The sequence below is a fragment of the Rhizobium mayense genome, assembly GCF_030272705.1.
Taxonomy (GTDB): Bacteria; Pseudomonadota; Alphaproteobacteria; order Rhizobiales; family Rhizobiaceae; genus Rhizobium; species Rhizobium mayense.
In genome coordinates this window covers 42,328-59,221 of the sequence record NZ_JARFYM010000019.1, presented here as the reverse complement: position 1 = coordinate 59,221, position 16,894 = coordinate 42,328, and the positions used below count along the sequence as shown (strand labels likewise).

Below are 16,894 nucleotides of genomic sequence, written 5' to 3'. Positions count from 1 at the left end.
AGTTCACTTTGCCTGAAGCAGGATCAACACCTTGCTCGCCATGGTGTTGGCGATCGACAGCGACTGAATGCCCATCTGCTGTGCCGTCTGAAGCGCACTCTGACGCGCGGATGCCTCTTCCATATTGGTGTCGACCAGATTGCCGACACTGGTCTTGATGGCATCGCTGAGCTTCGAGATGTAGTCCGACTGGTCATTGATACGGGATTTCATCACACCCAGCGTCGAATCCGCCGAGGTCGCCGACTTCAGAAGCGAATTCGTCACGTTGATCATGTCGGTGAGCTGAGCGTCCGTCGTGCTGTCGGAGATGGATATCTCGGTACCACCGGCCTGCGGCGTACCGGCATCCGCTGCCAAGAGATAGTAATCGCGAGGCGTCGACGTTCCACCGGATGCGTCAAATGTGCTGGCGTCAACATTCTTCGTCAGCAACCCGCGGCTCGCGTCGGCGCTGTCGATCATCAGGGTTTGCGTGCTATCGTAGTTGACCGTTTCCAGATTGACTTGGCCACCCGGACCACGGGTAAAATTGCTGATTACGGACTGCTTGGTATCGGGTTGCGAATTGGTGTTGTAGAGCCAGTTCTCACCGGAGAAGGACGCGGACTGGGTAACCGACTGCAATTGGTTTTTGAGCTGCTGAATGTCGCCGTTGACCGCGGACTTATCGGTGCCCGGCTCCTTGGCAGAAACCAATTTGGCCTGGATCTGCGTGAGGAGATTGACAACCGTATCCATGGCGGTGGAGGCGGTGTCGACCTTTGAGGCGCCGAGACCGAGCGCGTCCGTGATGGTGGAAAGGCTGTTCTGGTCCGATTGCATGGTCTTCGACATCGACCAATAGGTCGGATCGTCACTCGCGTTCTCGACGCGATACCCGGACGAAACCTGTTCCTGCACGACACCGAGATCTTTAGTGACGCCGCGCAATACGGTCAGCGCGGCCAGGGCGGCGGGATTCGTCGTCACATTGCTCATCGGAAAATCCGTAATTCTATTGGGAAACGGCAGACCGGACCGATCCGGCAGCAACGATCGGCCTCATGCCCGCCAGCGGGAATAATCCCAACGCGGCCCGTCGCTAGATAAAGCCCTGCGGTTCCAACGAAAACTGTCAGACACCAGGGCTTTGCGCAAATACTGCAAATCAGTTACTTGGGAAGGTTAACAAAAGCTTACGCGCGGCGGCAAGAGAGAAATGCCGCCGCGCGCTCCTGACGTAAGCTCCGGTCAAGGCTCACTTAAAGAGCGCAAGAACGTTCTGCGCGCTGTTGTTGGCGATCTGAAGCGACTGGATCGCCAATTGCTGCTGTGTCTGCAGCGCCGATAGCTTGCTCGATTCCTCTTCCATATTCGCATCGACAAGCTTGCCGACACCGGAGTCGATCGTGTCGCTCAGCGTCGAAACGAAGCTGGTCTGCAGGTCGATGCGGGTGGACAGCGAACCCAGCTGCGAGGCGGTGCTCGTCATCGCGTTGAGAGCCGATTGCACCAGGTTCATCGACTTACCGATGTCGCCGCTGGTCATAGCGGTGATGTTAAGACTGAAGACGGAATAAGCGCTGCCGTTGATGTCCTGCGTGGTCCCGAGAATACCGGAGCTGGTGTCGATCGTACCGTCCGGATTGGCACCGAACATGACGTTGCCTTGCGATCCTGAATCGAACGTGTAGCTGGTGCTGTTGACCTCGACCGTGCCGTCGCTGTTGCGGACAAAGGAGGACACGACCGATGCGGAAGCGCCATTGGCTCCGATCATCCAGTTCTGCCCGGAGAACGAAGCGGACTGCGCGATGCTCTCAAGCTGCTGCTGAAGCTGCGAGATCTCTTCCTGAACATCCGCCTTGTCGACGCTGTTTTCCGTCGCGGCGACAAGCTTGTCCTTGATCTGCTGGACGACATTGATGGAGTTGTCCATTGCCGTATACGCGGTGTCGACCTTAGCGGCGCCGAGACCCAGCGCGTCGGAGACGGCGGAAAGCGCGCTGTTATCGGAACGCATGGTGGTTGCGATCGACCAATAGGCGGCATTGTCAGAGGCCTTGGCGACGCGATAGCCTGAGGAGACGCGGTTTTGGGTATCTTCCAGATTGTTGTTGATCGAGCGGAGCGTCTGGAGGGCGGACATTGCCGCGTCATTGGTCAAAATGCTGGTCATGGAGAAGTGCCCCTTGTGGCTGAATTGGAAGGGACATTCCGGTCTTCGGCCGGGAACGGCAATCAGCGTCATGCCTGTTAACCGGCTCTTAGGAGAGGTTAACCAACCGTTGCGTTAGTCGCAGATGACAACATTAGCCTTAATAAAAAGTTAACGACGAAGCCGGAAAGTTAACAAAACCATACTTTTGGAATGCGCTCGCGACCTACGCGGCGTTCGGAACACGGCTTGCGTTTCAACCAGCGGAGGCAGGTCTCCGTCTGCACCCCCACATTTCGAGGGGCAATCGGCGCACCAGGTCAGCTTCGCGCCATCTTGGGCAGCATAAGATTGTCATGAACCGACAACTGTCGGGCCAGAATCGGCGTGGTTGCGAGTGGTACATTCAGCCAATACGGGGTCGACATGTTAAGTTTACAGGACGGCGGATTGCCGTGGGATGCCCCCCGTCAGCGGACAGGCCTTGACCCCGACGACTGGCAAACCTTGCGCAAGCAGGGACACCGGATGCTGGACGACATGTTTGACCATCTGGAAACGCTTTCGGAAAAGCCCGTCTGGCAAGCAGCGCCATCATCGGCGCGCGCTTTGTTCGACGCACCGTTGCCCGTCGAGGCGACCGATCTCGCGGATGTCCATGCCATATTCCGCGACAACATCCTTCCGTATGGCAGCGGCAATATCCACTCCGGATTCATGGGCTGGGTACAGGGCGGCGGGACGGTCACGGGTATGTTGGCGGAGATGCTGGCCGGCGGCCTTAACGCCAATCTCGGTGGGCGCGACCACATGCCGATAGAGGTCGAGCGCCAGATTATCAGGTGGACACAGCAAATATTCTCGTTTCCGGACACCGCCGGCGGCGTGTTCCTGACCGGCACCTCGCAGGCCAATTTTGTCGCCGTCCTGCTCGCGAGGAGCAGGAAGCTCGGGCAAAGTATCCGCGCGCAAGGTCTATCCAACGAACCGCGGCTGGTGGCCTACGCGTCGAGCGAAGTGCACGGTTGCGTGCCGCGCGCATTTGAGATGTCCGGAATCGGCAGCGATCAGCTAAGACGCATTCCGGCCAACGCCGCAGGGCAGATCGACATTGCGGCTCTCGAACGTGCCATCCTGCGCGACAAGAAGGAAGGGCATATGCCGTTCCTGGTCATCGGAAGCGCGGGGACAGTGAATACCGGCGCGGTCGACGATCTCATCGCCTTGCGTGGCATCGCCGACGCCCACGATCTTCATTTTCACGTTGACGGCGCCTTGGGAGCTCTGGGCATCCTGGCCGATGACCTGGCGCATCTCTTCACCGGCATCGAGTCCTGCGATTCACTTGCATTCGATTTCCACAAATGGGGCCAGGTGCCCTATGACGCAGGCTTCCTCCTCGTTCGCGACAGCGCATGGCAGCGCCAGACATTTGCCTCGGAGGCCGCATATTTGAGCCGCGCTGCCTCGGGCCTCGCGGGTGGTGACTGGTGGCCCTGCGACTACGGCCCGGATCTGTCACGCGGTTTTCGTGCACTCAAGACCTGGTTCACCCTTAAGACCTATGGCGTCAAAGCCTTGGGAGATTCCATGGCCGCCAACTGCGCGCTGGCGCAGGCCCTGGCCCACAGGATCGAGCAGGAACCTGCCTTGCGGCTCCTGGCGCCGGTCGCACTCAACATCGTTTGCTTTGCGTATGTGGGTCTTGCAGGCGATACGTCGTCGGAGGTCAATGCACGGATCGTGGAGCGCCTCCACGCGGAAGGCCGCGTTGCTCCGTCGCTCACCCATCTGAACGGGCAGACGGCAATCCGCGCCGCCATTGTAAACCACCGTACGCGGCAGGCGGACATCGATGCGCTGATAAACGGCGTTCTGAAACTCGGTTCTCGACAGGATTTGCTCCAATGCTGATGACATCCGGCCTCGTTGCCGATCGCACCCCTGACGAAATCGAAAGCGCCAGCCGAATCCTGGGCATGCAGAGGATCGTGTCGCTCATCTATGCCGGCGCGGACGTAACGCCGCTTTGGAACGAGCTGATGCAGCGCATCGGCGCTGATAGTGCCGATGCGGCGGCGCTTTTCGACCTGGCGACGATCCTGCAGACCCTTGGTCGCTCCGATGAGGCGCAGCACGTCCTTCGGGGTGCGGTGGAATTGAAACGCGACTTTTGCGTCGTCCATGGAAACGAACAGGGACCTCGGCTGCTGGCCTTCGTGACGCAGGGCAATTTCATGGCGAACACACCGCTGGATTTTCTGCTGGAGGGCAGCGACTGCGTTCTTTGGTTGCATTATGTGGATCCCGAAACGACCGAGCTCAAGGATTTGCCGGACCACGACGTCGCGTTCATGGCGATCGGCGAATCCACCGAGAATGTCCCGGTGCTCGCACGGATGCAGCTGCTGCTGGCCGATTTTGACGGCCCTATCATGAACAACGATCCGGAGCTGATCAGCCGGCTCACGCGCGACGGCGTCAGCGGCATGCTGGCCAACGAGCCCTCCATTCTGTCGCCGAGCACCTATCGCGTACCCCGGGAAGATCTCGTTGCTGTCGGTGCGGGCGTAAAGGCCTTGGACGAATCTGCACCGGGGCTCTCATTTCCGCTGGTCGTTCGCCCGATCAGCACCCATGCCGGCAGCGGGATGGAGCGCATCAACGATATTCCAGGATTGGCTGCCTGGCTTGCCACACAGCCTGCGCCCGAACTCTATGTCGCGCCCTTCATCGATTTCTGCGGTCCGGACGGCTTATACAACAAGCAACGCGTCGTATTTATCAACGGGAAGGCGTTCGCCAGCCATATGGCGCTCTCCGAACATTGGATCGTGCATTACCTCAGCGCTGGCATGGCGGAAAGCCCAGCGAAGCGCGCGGTCGAACAGGCTTGGATGGAGAATTTCGATACGGATTTCGCGATCCGCCACAAGGAGAGTTTCGCGGCGCTCTATCGTCACATCGGGCTTGATTATTTCGGCATCGATTGTGCGGAACTTCCCGACGGACGCCTTCTGGTTTTTGAACTCGATGTGGCGATGGTGGTCCACAACATGGATAGCCCCGACATTTATCCCTACAAGCAGGTTGCCATGCGCAAGTTGTTTGACGCTTTCGTCAATGCCGTTCGAAACAAGAAAGCCGACACAGAGGCAAGTTGAAAAGGAAAACCGCGCCTCTTGGGAAAGCGCGGTTGGTCTGCTGGTTCGGAATTTCGGCCGGCGCGACGCGCGCCGGTTCTTCCTATTAACGGAACAACGACAGGATGTTCTGGGTCGAGGAGTTGGCGATCGAGAGCGACTGGACGGCCAGCTGCTGCTGCGTCTGCAGAGCAGAGAGCTTGCTCGATTCCGCTTCCATGTTGGCATCGACGAGCTTGCCAACGCCCGACTGGATCGCATCGGAGAGCGAGGAAGCAAAGGTTGTCTGCAGGTCGATACGGGTCGAGATCGAGCCGAGACGCGAACCCATGCTGGTCATGGAGTTCAGAGCGGTCTGAACCATGTTGAGGGCGCTGGAAATCTGCCCGCCGGTCATGCCGGTGATGTCGAGACTGAAGACCGAGGCGCCGACCGTGCTATCCACGGTGCCGAGAATGCCGGATGTGGTTTCGATCGTGCCGGAATTCGAGCCGAACAGAACGTTGCCGGTTGCGCTGGAGTCGAACTTGTAGGAGGTCGTGCTGACCGAAACGGTGCCGTTGGTGCCGCGGATGAAGGACGAAACGACCGAGGCGGAGTCGCCGCTGGCAGCCACAACCCAGTTTTCGCCGTTGAACGAAGCGGACTGAGCGACGCTCTCGAGCTGCTGCTGCAGCTGGCCGATTTCTTCCTGGACCTGACCCTTGTCAACCGAGCCTTCCATGGCAGTGACAAGCTTGGACTTGATCTGGCTGACGATGTCGAGGGCGCTGGTGACAGCGGTGGTTGCCGTGTCGACCTTGGCGGCACCGAGACCAAGGGCGTCGGAAACGGCGCCGATAGCGCTGTTGTCGGACTTCATCGTGGTGGCGATCGACCAATAGGCGGCGTTATCGGAAGCCTTGGAGATGCGCAGACCAGACGAAACGGCGTTCTGCGTGCTCTGCAGGTCGGAGCTGATGCCGCGCAGCGTCTGCAGGGCGGCCATTGCGGCGTTGTTGGTAAGGATGCTCGTCATAATATTTTGCCCCTTTGGCAGCGGTTGATAAGGGACATTCCGGACCTAAAAACCGGTAACGGCACTCAGCATCATGCCTGTTAACCCAATCTGTTAAGGTTAACTCGCCGTTTCAATGGTCTTAGAAAACAGCAATATAGTTAAGAAAACCTGAACCGGCCCTGGCATAAAAATATAAAAAAAACCGCGCCTTAGGGAGGCGCGGTTAACTTATTGTTTAGAAATTCGGCCGGCGTCGGGCGCCAGTCTTTCTTCTTAACGGAACAGCGACAGGATCGACTGGGTCGAGGAGTTTGCGATCGAGAGCGACTGGATAGCCAGCTGCTGCTGCGTCTGCAGAGCAGAGAGCTTGCTCGATTCCTGCTCCATGTTGGCATCGACGAGCTTGCCAACGCCCGATTCGATCGAGCTGGACAGCGACGAAGCGAAGTTCGTCTGCAGATCGATACGGCTGGAGATCGAGCCGAGCTTCGAACCCATGCTGGTCATGGAGTTCAGAGCGGTCTGGACCATGTTCAGGGCGCTGGAGATTTCGCCGGAGGTCATGCCGGTGATGTTGAGGCTGAAGACAGAGAACTGGCTGCCGCCGATGGTCGTCTGGGTACCGAGAATACCCGAAGAGGTCGTGATCGAACCTCCATTCGCGCCGAACAGCACGTTGCCCGTTGCGCCGGTGTCGAATTTGTAGGAGGTCGTGCTGACCGAAACGCTGCCGTTGGTGCCACGGATGAAGGACGAAACGACCGAGGCGGAGTCGCCGCTGGCAGCCATGACCCAGTTTTCGCCGTTGAACGAAGCGGACTGAGCGACGCTCTCGAGCTGCTGCTGCAGCTGGCCGATTTCTTCCTGAACCTGACCCTTGTCAACCGAGCCTTCCATGGCGGTGACAAGCTTGGACTTGATCTGGCTGACGATATCGATTGAGCTGGTGACAGCGGTGGAAGCCGTGTCAACCTTGGCGGCACCGAGGCCGAGGGCGTCGGAAACGGCGCCGAGGGCGCTGTCGTCGGACTTCATCGTGGTGGCGATCGACCAATAGGCGGCGTTATCGGAAGCCTTGGAGATGCGCAGGCCGGACGAAACGGCGTTCTGCGTGTTCTGGAGGTTGTTTTGGATGCCTTGCAGCGTCTGCAAAGCGGCCATAGCGGAATTGTTGGTTACAATGCTGGTCATGAGTGTGTCCCCTGGAAACTGAATACGAAATGGAGGACATACCGGACTTCAAATACCGGCGATGACGGAGCGGCTTCATGCTCCTCGGCCCCATTTCCTAGCGGACCAAACCCGTCATGTCGCAGGTAAACTCGCATGCATTACTTGCGAATTTCTTAAACACAGGCGCCACGAAAACAGCCAGCCGGAACTTAGCTAACGAGGCGTAAAGGTATGGTGTCACCAGTGCTTCGGTTTCAGGCAAGCTACGCAAGCGATTATTCCGCGAATCCATGATGACGGTCCTCGGCCCTTTGCCGGAGGCTGTTCAACGTTCGCTCGGAGTCCTCGCTCGTGAATACGAAAAACGCCTTTGCGACAGCGTCCAGCCTCTATCAAAAGGGGCAATATACGCGCGCGCTCGAAACACTGAACGAGTTGCTCAATGTCGATACATCGCCGAAGACCTATGCGCTGCTCGCAAAGACGCTGCTCAAGCTCGGTTTCAATTCGGACGCGGCGAAATCGTATGAACTGGCGGGCAGGCAAAAGCCTTACCGTGAAGACTACCTGCGGGAAGCCTTGCTGCTGCATTTCGCCAGCGGCGACGAGGACGCTACGCTTTCGATCGGAAACTTGATCCTGCCTCAGGCGCTCAAGGATCCGGAGCTTGCCTATGCGCTTTCCAGCATCTTTCTGAGCCGTCAGCAAAGGGATTTGCTGGTCGGCTTCAAGACGGTCCTCGTCGAGGGACCGGAGCTCAAACATCGGATGATGGCCGCTAAGCTGTTGACCGACAATCTTTATGACGAGGGCAATCGGCACATCGTCATCACGCTGTTCAAGAAGCATCCCGACAACATCATCTTTCGCACGCTCTATTTGATCTTTGCCCGCGAATTTTCCGATCTCGCAATGGTTGACAAGCACATGGCGCCGGTTCTCGCTTCGCTCGCCAAGGGCAACCTTGACTATGTCAGACCGGACAATCCCTTCTTCCATCTGCACTGGTGCGGCGACGAGGCGATCAACAAGTTTGCGGTACACGACACGGTGTCGCTGCCCGCCGGACACGCTGTGGCGCGCCGCAAGGCACCGCATACCTGGGCCGACAAGATTCGCATTGGCTATCTCTCATCGGACTTCTGGCCGAGCCACGCGACAATGAAGCTCCTGCAGCGGATATTGGAACTGCACGACAGGAATCGATTCGAGATTACCCTCTTCGACCATTCGCCCTTGGCGTCACAGCGCAAGGAAGAATTCGATTATTCGAGGTGGGGCACCATGGTCGATATCCGCAGCCTTTCAGACCAGGCAGCGGCAGACGCAATTCGCGCCCGTGGGATCGACATCCTGGTGGATCTCAAAGGACACACCAAGGATAGCCGCGTCCGCATACTCAACCATATGGCTGCGCCGATCCAGACGGCCTGGCTCGGTTTTCCAGGCTCGGCGATCAATATCGACCTCGACTACATCATCGGCGACCCCTACGTCCTGCCGGACCATTCCAAACCGCATTTCCACGAGAAGTTTTGCCGCCTGCCCGAATGCTATCAGCCGAACGACCCACTGTATCGTCCGAAGCCGCGGCCGACGACCCGCGCACAGCACGAACTGCCGGAAGATGCCTTCGTGTTCGCCTCGTTCAATGGCAACCGCAAGATCACCTCACACATGATCGATGTCTGGTGCAACATCCTGAAGCGCACCAAGAACAGTGTGCTCTGGCTGCTCTGCAACGGTCCTCGCGCGGAGGCCAATCTCTGGGCACGCCTCGAGGCGCGCGGCATCAACCGCAAGCGCATCGTCTTCACGACCCGTATCCAGTACGAGGATCACATCGATCGCCAGCAACTTGCCGATCTCGGTCTCGATACCTTCCCCGTGAACGGCCATACGACGACCTCGGAACAGCTCTGGGGCGGTTTGCCGGTTCTCACCATAAGGGGCACGAACTTCGCCTCACGCGTCAGCGAAAGCCTGCTTACCGCCATCGGCGTGCCGGAACTGGTGGCCGCCGATGTCCAGGCCTATGAAGATATGGCCGTGGAACTCGCCAGCCAGCCGGAGCGCATTGCCGCGTTCAAGGAAACATTGGCCGTCAATCGCTACATAATGCCGCTCTTTGACGCCGAGCGCTTCACCCATCACCTGGAGACGGCCTACGAAATGATGGTCGGACGCGCCAGGAAGGGCCTCGGCCCGGATCACATGGACGTGCCGGCGCTGCCGGCGCGTACCGAACCATTCCTGATGGAAGGCCAAAATACAGCGGTGATCGCCGCGGAATAAGGATTTCTAGTCATCGGGAACTCCGCTCCCGATGACTGTCACGCCGGCGGCTGGCGATCAGAGTATCCCGCTTTCAGGTGGAATCATCTGCAACCGGATTAGATGCACTGGATTCAAATGACTAGAGCGACCTTTGCGCGTTCAAATGAACGCACGGCGCTCTAATGGAACGAGCGCACAAGGCTGCCGACCAGCAGGTTCCAGCCGTCGATCAGCACGAAGAACAGGATCTTGAAGGGCAGCGAGATCGATGTCGGCGGCAGCATCATCATGCCCATCGCCATGACGATGGTGGAAACGATCAGGTCGATGACCAGGAACGGCAGAACAACCAGAAAGCCGATTTCAAAACCGCGGCGGATTTCCGAGATCATGAAGGCGGGGATCAGCACGCGATAATCGATCTTGTTGTCGACCACCACCGTCTGCCCACGCTCCTGCGCCAGATCGACGAAGAGCTTGATGTCCTTGTCGCGCGTGTTGTTGGACATGAAGGTGCGGAAAGGCTCCGCGATGCGCTGAACCGCATCTGCTTCCGAAATCTGATTGGCAAGCAGCGGCTGCGCGCCGTCTTTCCAGGCCTGATCGAAGGTCGGCGACATGACGTAGAAGGTCATGAACAAGGCGAGGCTGAGCAGGATCATGTTCGACGGCGTGGTCGACAGGCCCATGCCCGAACGCAGGATCGAGAACGCGATGATGAATCGCGGAAAACTCGTCACCATGATGAGGATGCCGGGCGCAATCGACAGGATCGTCAGCAGCCCAAAAGTGCGAATGATCCAGGCAGCAACAGACCCGTTCACCGGGACGTTCAGGAGATCCGTCGGGAATTGCTGCGGCAATTGCTGCGCCATCGCCAGTTCAGGCGAAAATGCAGCAAACACTAATATTAACAAAGCAAGTAATAATCGAATCATTCGATCACGAAAGTTCTGAACATAACTTTCGATACCCGTCCTTCCGAGCGGAGGTCAACACGTTCCTGAATGTCATCCCGAAGATATTGGAAGCCGCGCGGACCCTCGATCTGTTGCAGGGAGACGGTGCGGACATAGGCGAGAATATCCTGATGGATGGCCTCCGCGAGCTGCTGGTCCGGCGGGCCCTTGAACATCAACGCGATTTCCAGCCTGATCCAGTTTTGCGACGGATAGGCAAGATTGGTGGTGATCGGATCGAGCTGGACGATGCCGTTCGCTTCCGCGGCCGCCGCGGCCTGTTTTTCGCCGGTTGGGCTCTGCGGAGCGGCCTGTACCGCGGCAGTTGCCGTCTTGATCTTCGGCGTGATCATGGTGCCGAGGAACCAGCCGCCGCCGCCTCCAAGGACCGTCAAGACCACCAGGCCGGCAATCATCATGATCAGCGGCGATCCCTTGCCCTTTGCCGGTGCGTCTGCAGCTGCTGCCATGTCTCTATCCGCCTGTTAACAAAATGCCGCGCACTGTCCGTCCGTCAGAGCGGCGACAGCAGATCGACCGCCTGCTGCCCGCGCGGCGGCTGCTGTATTTCAGTCAGACGGCCGCGGCCGCCGTAGGAGATGCGCGCTTCCGCGATCTTGTCGTAGGAGATCGTGTTATCAGACGTGACGTCCTGCGGCCGGACGATGCCGGCGACGTTCAGGATTCGAATCTCCTGGTTCATCCGCACTTCCTGGGAGCCGCTGATCATCAGATTGCCGTTCTCGAGAACGCCGGTGACGACGGCAGCGACAAGCAAAGTGATCTGCTCGGAGCGCTGCATTTTGCCCTTGGCGTCGGTGCTGGTGTCGGAGCCGGAGGTTGCGTCGGCATTGGTGCTCGGCTGCCAACCAAAGATCTTGGCCGTGACGTTCCAGTTCAAGTCGCTCTTGTTCGTGCGACTGCGATTGGTCTCGTTATCCCAATTGGCCTTGTCGTTGATCGAGATATTGACCGTCAGGATATCGCCGACATTGAGGGCGCGCGCATCCTTGAAAAGGGCCGCCTGCGAATCGTTCCACAGCGAGTAGCCTTGCGCCACCTGATGCGGCCGCTTCGGATACTGCAGCATCTGCGGCGTCTGCGCATATTGCAGGCCGCTGCCGATCGGGCTCATGGCAGGCGCCCTGCCGATTTCCCTAAGAGCCTGCGACTGACAACCGGCGAGGAAAACGACGACTGCGCACGTGGCCGTAAGACGCATGTTCATGAGGGGTCCTTCGACTTCGATGTATTCGGATCGGACGCGCTGGAGATGATGTTGGTGACAACAGCGGCTTTCTGCGCATCCATCTCCGCCAGAATAAGACTCGACTGGCGCGGCGAGAGCTTCATGATGATCGCGGCGGCCACGGTGACTTTCACCTGGTCAAGGCTTGCCGCCGCCGCATCCGGCTTCATGTTCTTGTAGATGTCGACCAGACCGGAATCGGCGGTCTTCAGGAAATCGTCGCGCCGCTTCAGCCAGTCTTCGTATTCCGCCTTGCGCTGATCCATGGTGGCGATGCGTTGATTGACATCGGCCTGCAACTTTTCAAGTTCCTGCTTCTGCAACAGATAGCGCTGGTCGCGGGCAGGATCGGCGATATTGGTGCAGAACTGTCTGATTTCATCCTGGCTGGATGCAGGGTCGACGACCGGCTTCGGCGCCTCCTGCGCCGCCGTGGCATAGGCCGACAGCAGCAATGCAGTCATGGCGGGCACCGCCGCAACACGGCAGGACGTCAACATTTTCTTGGCGATAACGATCGATATCATTGCAGAACGAGCTCCGCTTGCAGCGCGCCGGCCGATTTGATGCCTTGCAGGATTGCGATGATGCCGTCGGGCTTGACGCCGATATTGTTCAGCCCGGAGACCAGCGTTTTCAAGTCAGGCCCTTCGAGCACGGCGACGCGGCCACCGCTCTTGGTTGCCGTGATATCCGTCTGGTCTTGAATGGCGGTCTGCCCATTCGAGAAGGGTTCCGGCTGGATCACCTGCGGGTTCTCGCTGACCTGCACCGTCAGAGTTCCGTAACTGACAGCGACCGGCGAAACACGGACATCGGCGCCGATGACGATCGTTCCGGTGCGTTCGTTGATAACCACCTTGGCCGGGGTATCGGTCTGGACGTCGAGATTTTCGAGATCCGCCATCAGCCGTGTCAGGTCCGCCATTTTCGGCTTTGCGATCGCGACCTCCTGCGAATCCTTGGCTTCGGCGATCGGAGCGCCGTAATGGGAGGTTGCCCAGGCATTGACGGTATCGGCGATGCGGATCGATGTAGAGAAATCCGGATTGCGCAACTGCAGGACGAGATTGACGGAATCCTTGAAGCGCGAGGGCAGTTCGCGCTCGATGATGGCGCCGCCCGGCACGCGGCCGGCGGTCGTGGTGCCTTCGGTAACGCTGGCGGCCGCCCCTTGTGCCTGGAAGCCCGAGACGATGACCGACCCCTGCGCCACGGCATAGATCTGTCCGTCGGCACCGCTGAGCGAAGTCATGATCAACGTGCCGCCTCGCAGCGACGTTGCGTCGCCCAGCGAACTGACCGTGACGTCGATGCGGCTGCCGGGGCTTGCGAAGGGCGGCAGGTTGGTGGTCACCATGACGGCGGCGGTATTCTTGGCGGCAGACTGGCCGCCCTGCGTCGAAATGCCGAGATTCTGCAGCATCGCGCGCATGGACTGTTCGGTAAATGGCGAGGAACGCAGACCATCGCCGGTCCCCTGGAGGCCGACGATCAGACCATAACCGATCAACTGGTTGTCGCGTCCGGCCTGCAATGAGGCGATGTCCTTGATGCGCGACTGCATCGCCAGGGCTGGATTGCCGACGACCAAGCTGGGCAACGCCAGCAAGACGGCAAGAAGATGACGAAGTCTTCTCATTTTGCGACCACTCGGATGGTGCCGTTTTCGAGAACAGTGCCGTTGACGATGATGCCGGAGTCCAGATTGCGGGCACGCACGCTGTCGCCGACAGCCCCGTCATCCAGCGGCGTCCCGGCCGCGGTGATCGTCATGCTGCCCATGTTCATGACCAGGCGGACATTGGAGCCGCGCGTCACCGCATAGGGTTCGCGCAGAGCGGAAATCGAGATGGTTCGGCCTGGCAGAAGCGTGCGTTTCGACACCATGCCCGTCACCTCCCGGATCGCCTTGGCGTAGTCGCCGGTGAGGTTCGGATTGGTGACGTCGACCTCTTCGAGCTGGCCGCTGCTGATGATATCGCCGGGATAGATCACCTCGGTCGGCACGACGGCGGTCCCGAGACTCGTTGCGTCGGCACCCGTTGCACCGGCGGGCGCGGCCGACACGAACATGACGGAGAGGCTCGCTGCGGCGAGCCAGGCCATTGCTAAGCTTTTCATCCGGCGAAACCTCATGTTCGGCCCGTCCTCTCGTTTACTTCAGATCTTTGCTGACGATCTGCGCCATGTCGTCGGCGGTGGTGATGACCTTGGAATTCATCTCATAGGCACGCTGCGCGCTGATCAGGTCGGTGATTTCCTTGACCGGATCGACGTTCGACGATTCCAGATAGCCTTGCTTCATGTATGCGTAGCCGTTCGTATTGGGATCGGACACGACGGGATCGCCGGAGGCCGGCGTCTGGGTGAAGAGGTTGCTTCCCATCGGCTGCAAACCGGCTTCGTTGACGAAGTTGGCGATCTGAAGCTGCCCGAGAACGGTCGGCGTTGTCGCGGTGCCGATCGTTGCCGAAACCTGGCCGGATTCGTTGATGACGATGTTGCTGGCGTTGGGCGGGATCGTGATGCCCGGCTGCAATACATTGCCGTCGGCCGTGACGATCTGGCCGGTGTCGCTCTTGTTGAACGAGCCTGCCCGCGTATAGGCCGTCGTGCCGTCCGGCATCTGGATCTGGAACCAGCCGCGGCCGACCAGCGCAACGTCGAGATCGTTCTGCGTCTGCGACAGTTCGCCCTGGATCTGGATGTTGCGGACCGCCGTCGTCTGTACGCCGAGGCCGATATTGGCACCTTCCGGGACCACCGCCTGGTTCGGTCGGTTGGAAATGCCTTTGGCGCGTTCGGTCTGGTACAAAAGGTCGGAGAACTCAGCGCGGGAACGCTTGTAGCCCGTCGTATTGATGTTCGCGATGTTGTTCGCGATCACTTCGAGATTGGTCTGCTGGGCGTCCATGCCTGTCGCGGCAATAGCGAGCGCTCTCATGCCTTCGTCCTTCGAGCTAGGGCATAACCTCGAAAGCCGCCAAGCAGCTTTTCAATAAGATCATGCCAAATCAAATAATGGGAGCGGGAGCGAGGCAACCCGCCCTAAATCTGCATTTTCGTAATATCGAGAAAGGCGCTGACCACCTTGTCGCGCAGCGCAATCGCCGTCTGCAGCGTCTGATCCGCCTGCATGACCTTGTCGACCACTTCGCGGGTGCTCATCGTGCCCTTGATGCCGGCGAAGGAGGCGCTTTCGGCTTCCTTCAGCGTGTTGATGGAGTCTTTCGCCACGTTTGACATGACCGAGGCGAAGCTGGCTCCCGTCGCGTTCCCAAGCGTCGTTCCCGGCGTCGGCGCCAGTGCGTTGGTCGAAGAGGAGCTCTGGTCCGTGGCGATGCTGCCGAGACCGCGGACTGCTGAGAGAGAGGCGACATTCTTGATAGCGTCAATCATTGTGCATTCTTCAAGAGATCAATGGTGGAGTTGATGAGATCGCGCGACTGCTTGACTGTTTGCAGATTGGCTTCGTAGGAACGATTGGCTTCGCGCATATCGGCCATTTCGACGAGAATGTTGACGTTGGGCATCTTGACGTAGCCCTTCGTGTCCGCCGCCGGATTGTCTGGGTCGTATTCCTCGATGAACTTGCCGGTGTCTTCGCCCATCTTCTTCACCCCGACCGTGGTCACGCCATTGGCGCGATCGACCTCGGCGCCGAAGGTCACGGTCTTGCGGCGATAGGGATCGGAGCCGGGAGTGTCGCCGGTCGAGCGGGCATTGGCAATATTTTCGGAGACAACACGCAGGCGGGTCGATTGCGCCTCAAGGCCGGAGCCCGCAATCTTCAATGCGGCTGATAAAGGATCCATAACATCTTCACTTCATCTATTGTTTTACGGTCATCAACATCATGCGATGAAAGGAGCTGACCAGCGCGGTGTTCAAACCGTACTGGCGCTGAATGTCGCCGGATTTGGAGAGCTCGTCTTCCAGGCCGACGGTGTTACCCGACTCCTGGACGCCGATTTCCTGGTTGAGCGAGGCCTCTTCGACATTGACGTCGCCGGTCTCACTGAATTCATTGCCCGAGAAATGCGCCGGGTTGGTCTTCGCCATGCCGATATTCTGGTTATCGAGAACGGCTTGAAACGGCGTGACGTCCTTGGAGCGGTACTTCGGTGTATTGGCATTGGCGATGTTGCCGGCAACGACCTCCTGACGAACCTGGAGCCACTCGGCTTGCCGCGAGGCCAGGTCAAAGAGCTGAATGGGTTGCATAGGCTTCTCTCCGTTCTTACAGCAGGGACCCTAGAGGGATAATCTTGCGTGGGACTTGCGGGGAATGCGTTCTTGCTAAAGTCTTTAAGAAGCTTGGTACACAGGCGATTGCGGGCACTCAGTCATGGCCGTAGACATCGCCCGTCGACGTGACGATGACCCACTTTCCGTCACGCTGCTCGATCGTCGCCAGACGGCTGTTATCTGGAAGGATCGAGCCGACCCGCACGACATACATGCCGGTGTCATCCTCGATCAGCGCCCGGCCGTTTGCGACGTGCAGCAGATGGAACGGTGATTTGCCGGGGAACGGCTGATCCTCTGCCGCCGGGCCCTTGTCGTCCTCAGCCCCGAGACTGCTGGTCGTTGCCGTCGTCAGCGGATCGGGAATCATCTCCTTAGGCGCATTCGGGTTCTTGTTGACCATCGCGAGCGGCGATACGTTGACGATCTCGCGCCCGGGCCAATTCGGCAGATCACGGGTATGATCGCCCTCGGCAACATGAATGCCGAATTTGTCGGGGTTCAAAAATACATACCAGGGGAAGAAGGCCGAGATGCCGGCCAGCAGCAGACCGGTGCCCGCCAGGGCCTTGTCGGTGAAGGTCCGCCTTCTCGCCGGCTTCAGCGGAGCGACCGGTTCGTCTGCATCGGATTCTCTCACGTCTAGCCTCTCTGGGTACGGTTCCGAAATCATGAAGGGGTTTCGGACAGGATCATGTGAAA

The 16,894-nt window shown here is 59.0% G+C and carries 18 protein-coding genes; 3 read left to right on the top strand and 15 right to left on the bottom strand.

Annotated features, from left to right (window positions below; genetic code table 11):
• Positions 1-3 precede the first annotated feature (3 nt).
• The gene (locus tag PY649_RS21325; RefSeq protein ID WP_285870657.1) at positions 4-981 is read right to left on the bottom strand and encodes a flagellin N-terminal helical domain-containing protein; all 978 of its coding nucleotides are present in this window, start codon (positions 979-981) and stop codon (positions 4-6) included.
• 259 nt (positions 982-1,240) lie between these two features.
• Positions 1,241-2,161, bottom strand: coding sequence for a flagellin N-terminal helical domain-containing protein (locus PY649_RS21320; protein ID WP_285870656.1), 921 nt, complete (start codon positions 2,159-2,161; stop codon positions 1,241-1,243).
• Between the two features lie 405 nt (positions 2,162-2,566).
• Here PY649_RS21320 and PY649_RS21315 point away from each other — a divergent pair, with 405 nt between their 5' ends.
• Positions 2,567-4,054: a pyridoxal phosphate-dependent decarboxylase family protein gene (locus PY649_RS21315; RefSeq protein WP_285870655.1), complete on the top strand. Its 1,488-nt coding sequence runs from the start codon at positions 2,567-2,569 to the stop codon at positions 4,052-4,054.
• Positions 4,048-5,304: an ATP-grasp domain-containing protein gene (locus PY649_RS21310; protein ID WP_285870654.1), complete on the top strand. Its 1,257-nt coding sequence runs from the start codon at positions 4,048-4,050 to the stop codon at positions 5,302-5,304. The genes PY649_RS21315 and PY649_RS21310 overlap by 7 nt, the downstream gene beginning before the upstream one ends.
• A gap of 85 nt (positions 5,305-5,389) precedes the next feature.
• On the opposite strand, the gene PY649_RS21305 is transcribed toward PY649_RS21310, so the two are convergent.
• Together PY649_RS21305 and PY649_RS21300 are read right to left on the bottom strand one after the other, a co-directional pair.
• Positions 5,390-6,301, bottom strand: a complete 912-nt coding sequence (locus tag PY649_RS21305; RefSeq protein WP_285870653.1) for a flagellin N-terminal helical domain-containing protein — start codon at positions 6,299-6,301, stop codon at positions 5,390-5,392.
• A gap of 255 nt (positions 6,302-6,556) precedes the next feature.
• Positions 6,557-7,474, bottom strand: a complete 918-nt coding sequence (locus PY649_RS21300) for a flagellin N-terminal helical domain-containing protein (protein ID WP_285870652.1) — start codon at positions 7,472-7,474, stop codon at positions 6,557-6,559.
• A 333-nt stretch (positions 7,475-7,807) separates the two neighbouring features.
• Between PY649_RS21300 and PY649_RS21295 the strand changes: the two genes are divergently transcribed.
• Positions 7,808-9,751 carry an O-linked N-acetylglucosamine transferase, SPINDLY family protein gene (locus PY649_RS21295; RefSeq protein WP_285870651.1) on the top strand — a complete coding sequence of 648 codons (1,944 nt, stop codon included), beginning with the start codon at positions 7,808-7,810 and terminating at the stop codon, positions 9,749-9,751.
• Positions 9,752-9,912: 161 nt separating this feature from the next.
• On the opposite strand, the gene fliP is transcribed toward PY649_RS21295, so the two are convergent.
• The 11 genes from fliP to PY649_RS21240 all read right to left on the bottom strand — a co-directional run bounded on the left by fliP (position 9,913) and on the right by PY649_RS21240 (position 16,832).
• Positions 9,913-10,671, bottom strand: a complete 759-nt coding sequence (fliP, locus tag PY649_RS21290; RefSeq protein WP_285870650.1) for a flagellar type III secretion system pore protein FliP — start codon at positions 10,669-10,671, stop codon at positions 9,913-9,915.
• Positions 10,668-11,162 (bottom strand): flagellar basal body-associated FliL family protein, encoded by a 495-nt coding sequence (locus PY649_RS21285; protein WP_285870649.1) that lies wholly within the window; start codon positions 11,160-11,162, stop codon positions 10,668-10,670. Before PY649_RS21285 ends, fliP begins: the two co-directional genes overlap by 4 nt.
• Positions 11,163-11,206: 44 nt before the next feature.
• Positions 11,207-11,920, bottom strand: coding sequence for a flagellar basal body L-ring protein FlgH (gene flgH, locus PY649_RS21280; RefSeq protein ID WP_285870648.1), 714 nt, complete (start codon positions 11,918-11,920; stop codon positions 11,207-11,209).
• Positions 11,917-12,468 (bottom strand): MotE family protein, encoded by a 552-nt coding sequence (locus PY649_RS21275; RefSeq protein ID WP_285870647.1) that lies wholly within the window; start codon positions 12,466-12,468, stop codon positions 11,917-11,919. Before PY649_RS21275 ends, flgH begins: the two co-directional genes overlap by 4 nt.
• The gene (locus PY649_RS21270; protein WP_285870646.1) at positions 12,465-13,583 is read right to left on the bottom strand and encodes a flagellar basal body P-ring protein FlgI; all 1,119 of its coding nucleotides are present in this window, start codon (positions 13,581-13,583) and stop codon (positions 12,465-12,467) included. The genes PY649_RS21275 and PY649_RS21270 overlap by 4 nt, the downstream gene beginning before the upstream one ends.
• Positions 13,580-14,065 (bottom strand): flagellar basal body P-ring formation chaperone FlgA, encoded by a 486-nt coding sequence (gene flgA, locus PY649_RS21265; RefSeq protein WP_432761387.1) that lies wholly within the window; start codon positions 14,063-14,065, stop codon positions 13,580-13,582. The genes PY649_RS21270 and flgA overlap by 4 nt, the downstream gene beginning before the upstream one ends.
• Positions 14,066-14,099: 34 nt before the next feature.
• Positions 14,100-14,888, bottom strand: a complete 789-nt coding sequence (flgG, locus tag PY649_RS21260; RefSeq protein ID WP_285870644.1) for a flagellar basal-body rod protein FlgG — start codon at positions 14,886-14,888, stop codon at positions 14,100-14,102.
• A gap of 104 nt (positions 14,889-14,992) precedes the next feature.
• A complete protein-coding gene (gene fliE / locus PY649_RS21255) occupies positions 14,993-15,343 on the bottom strand; it encodes a flagellar hook-basal body complex protein FliE (RefSeq protein ID WP_285870643.1) in 351 nt (116 codons plus the stop codon).
• Positions 15,340-15,759 carry a flagellar basal body rod protein FlgC gene (flgC, locus tag PY649_RS21250; RefSeq protein ID WP_285870642.1) on the bottom strand — a complete coding sequence of 140 codons (420 nt, stop codon included), beginning with the start codon at positions 15,757-15,759 and terminating at the stop codon, positions 15,340-15,342. Before flgC ends, fliE begins: the two co-directional genes overlap by 4 nt.
• 16 nt (positions 15,760-15,775) lie before the next feature.
• Complete coding sequence (gene flgB, locus PY649_RS21245) at positions 15,776-16,168, bottom strand: flagellar basal body rod protein FlgB (RefSeq protein ID WP_285870641.1); 393 nt, start codon at positions 16,166-16,168, stop codon at positions 15,776-15,778.
• A 118-nt stretch (positions 16,169-16,286) separates the two neighbouring features.
• A complete protein-coding gene (locus PY649_RS21240) occupies positions 16,287-16,832 on the bottom strand; it encodes a flagellar protein (protein ID WP_285870640.1) in 546 nt (181 codons plus the stop codon).
• Positions 16,833-16,894 lie beyond the last annotated feature (62 nt).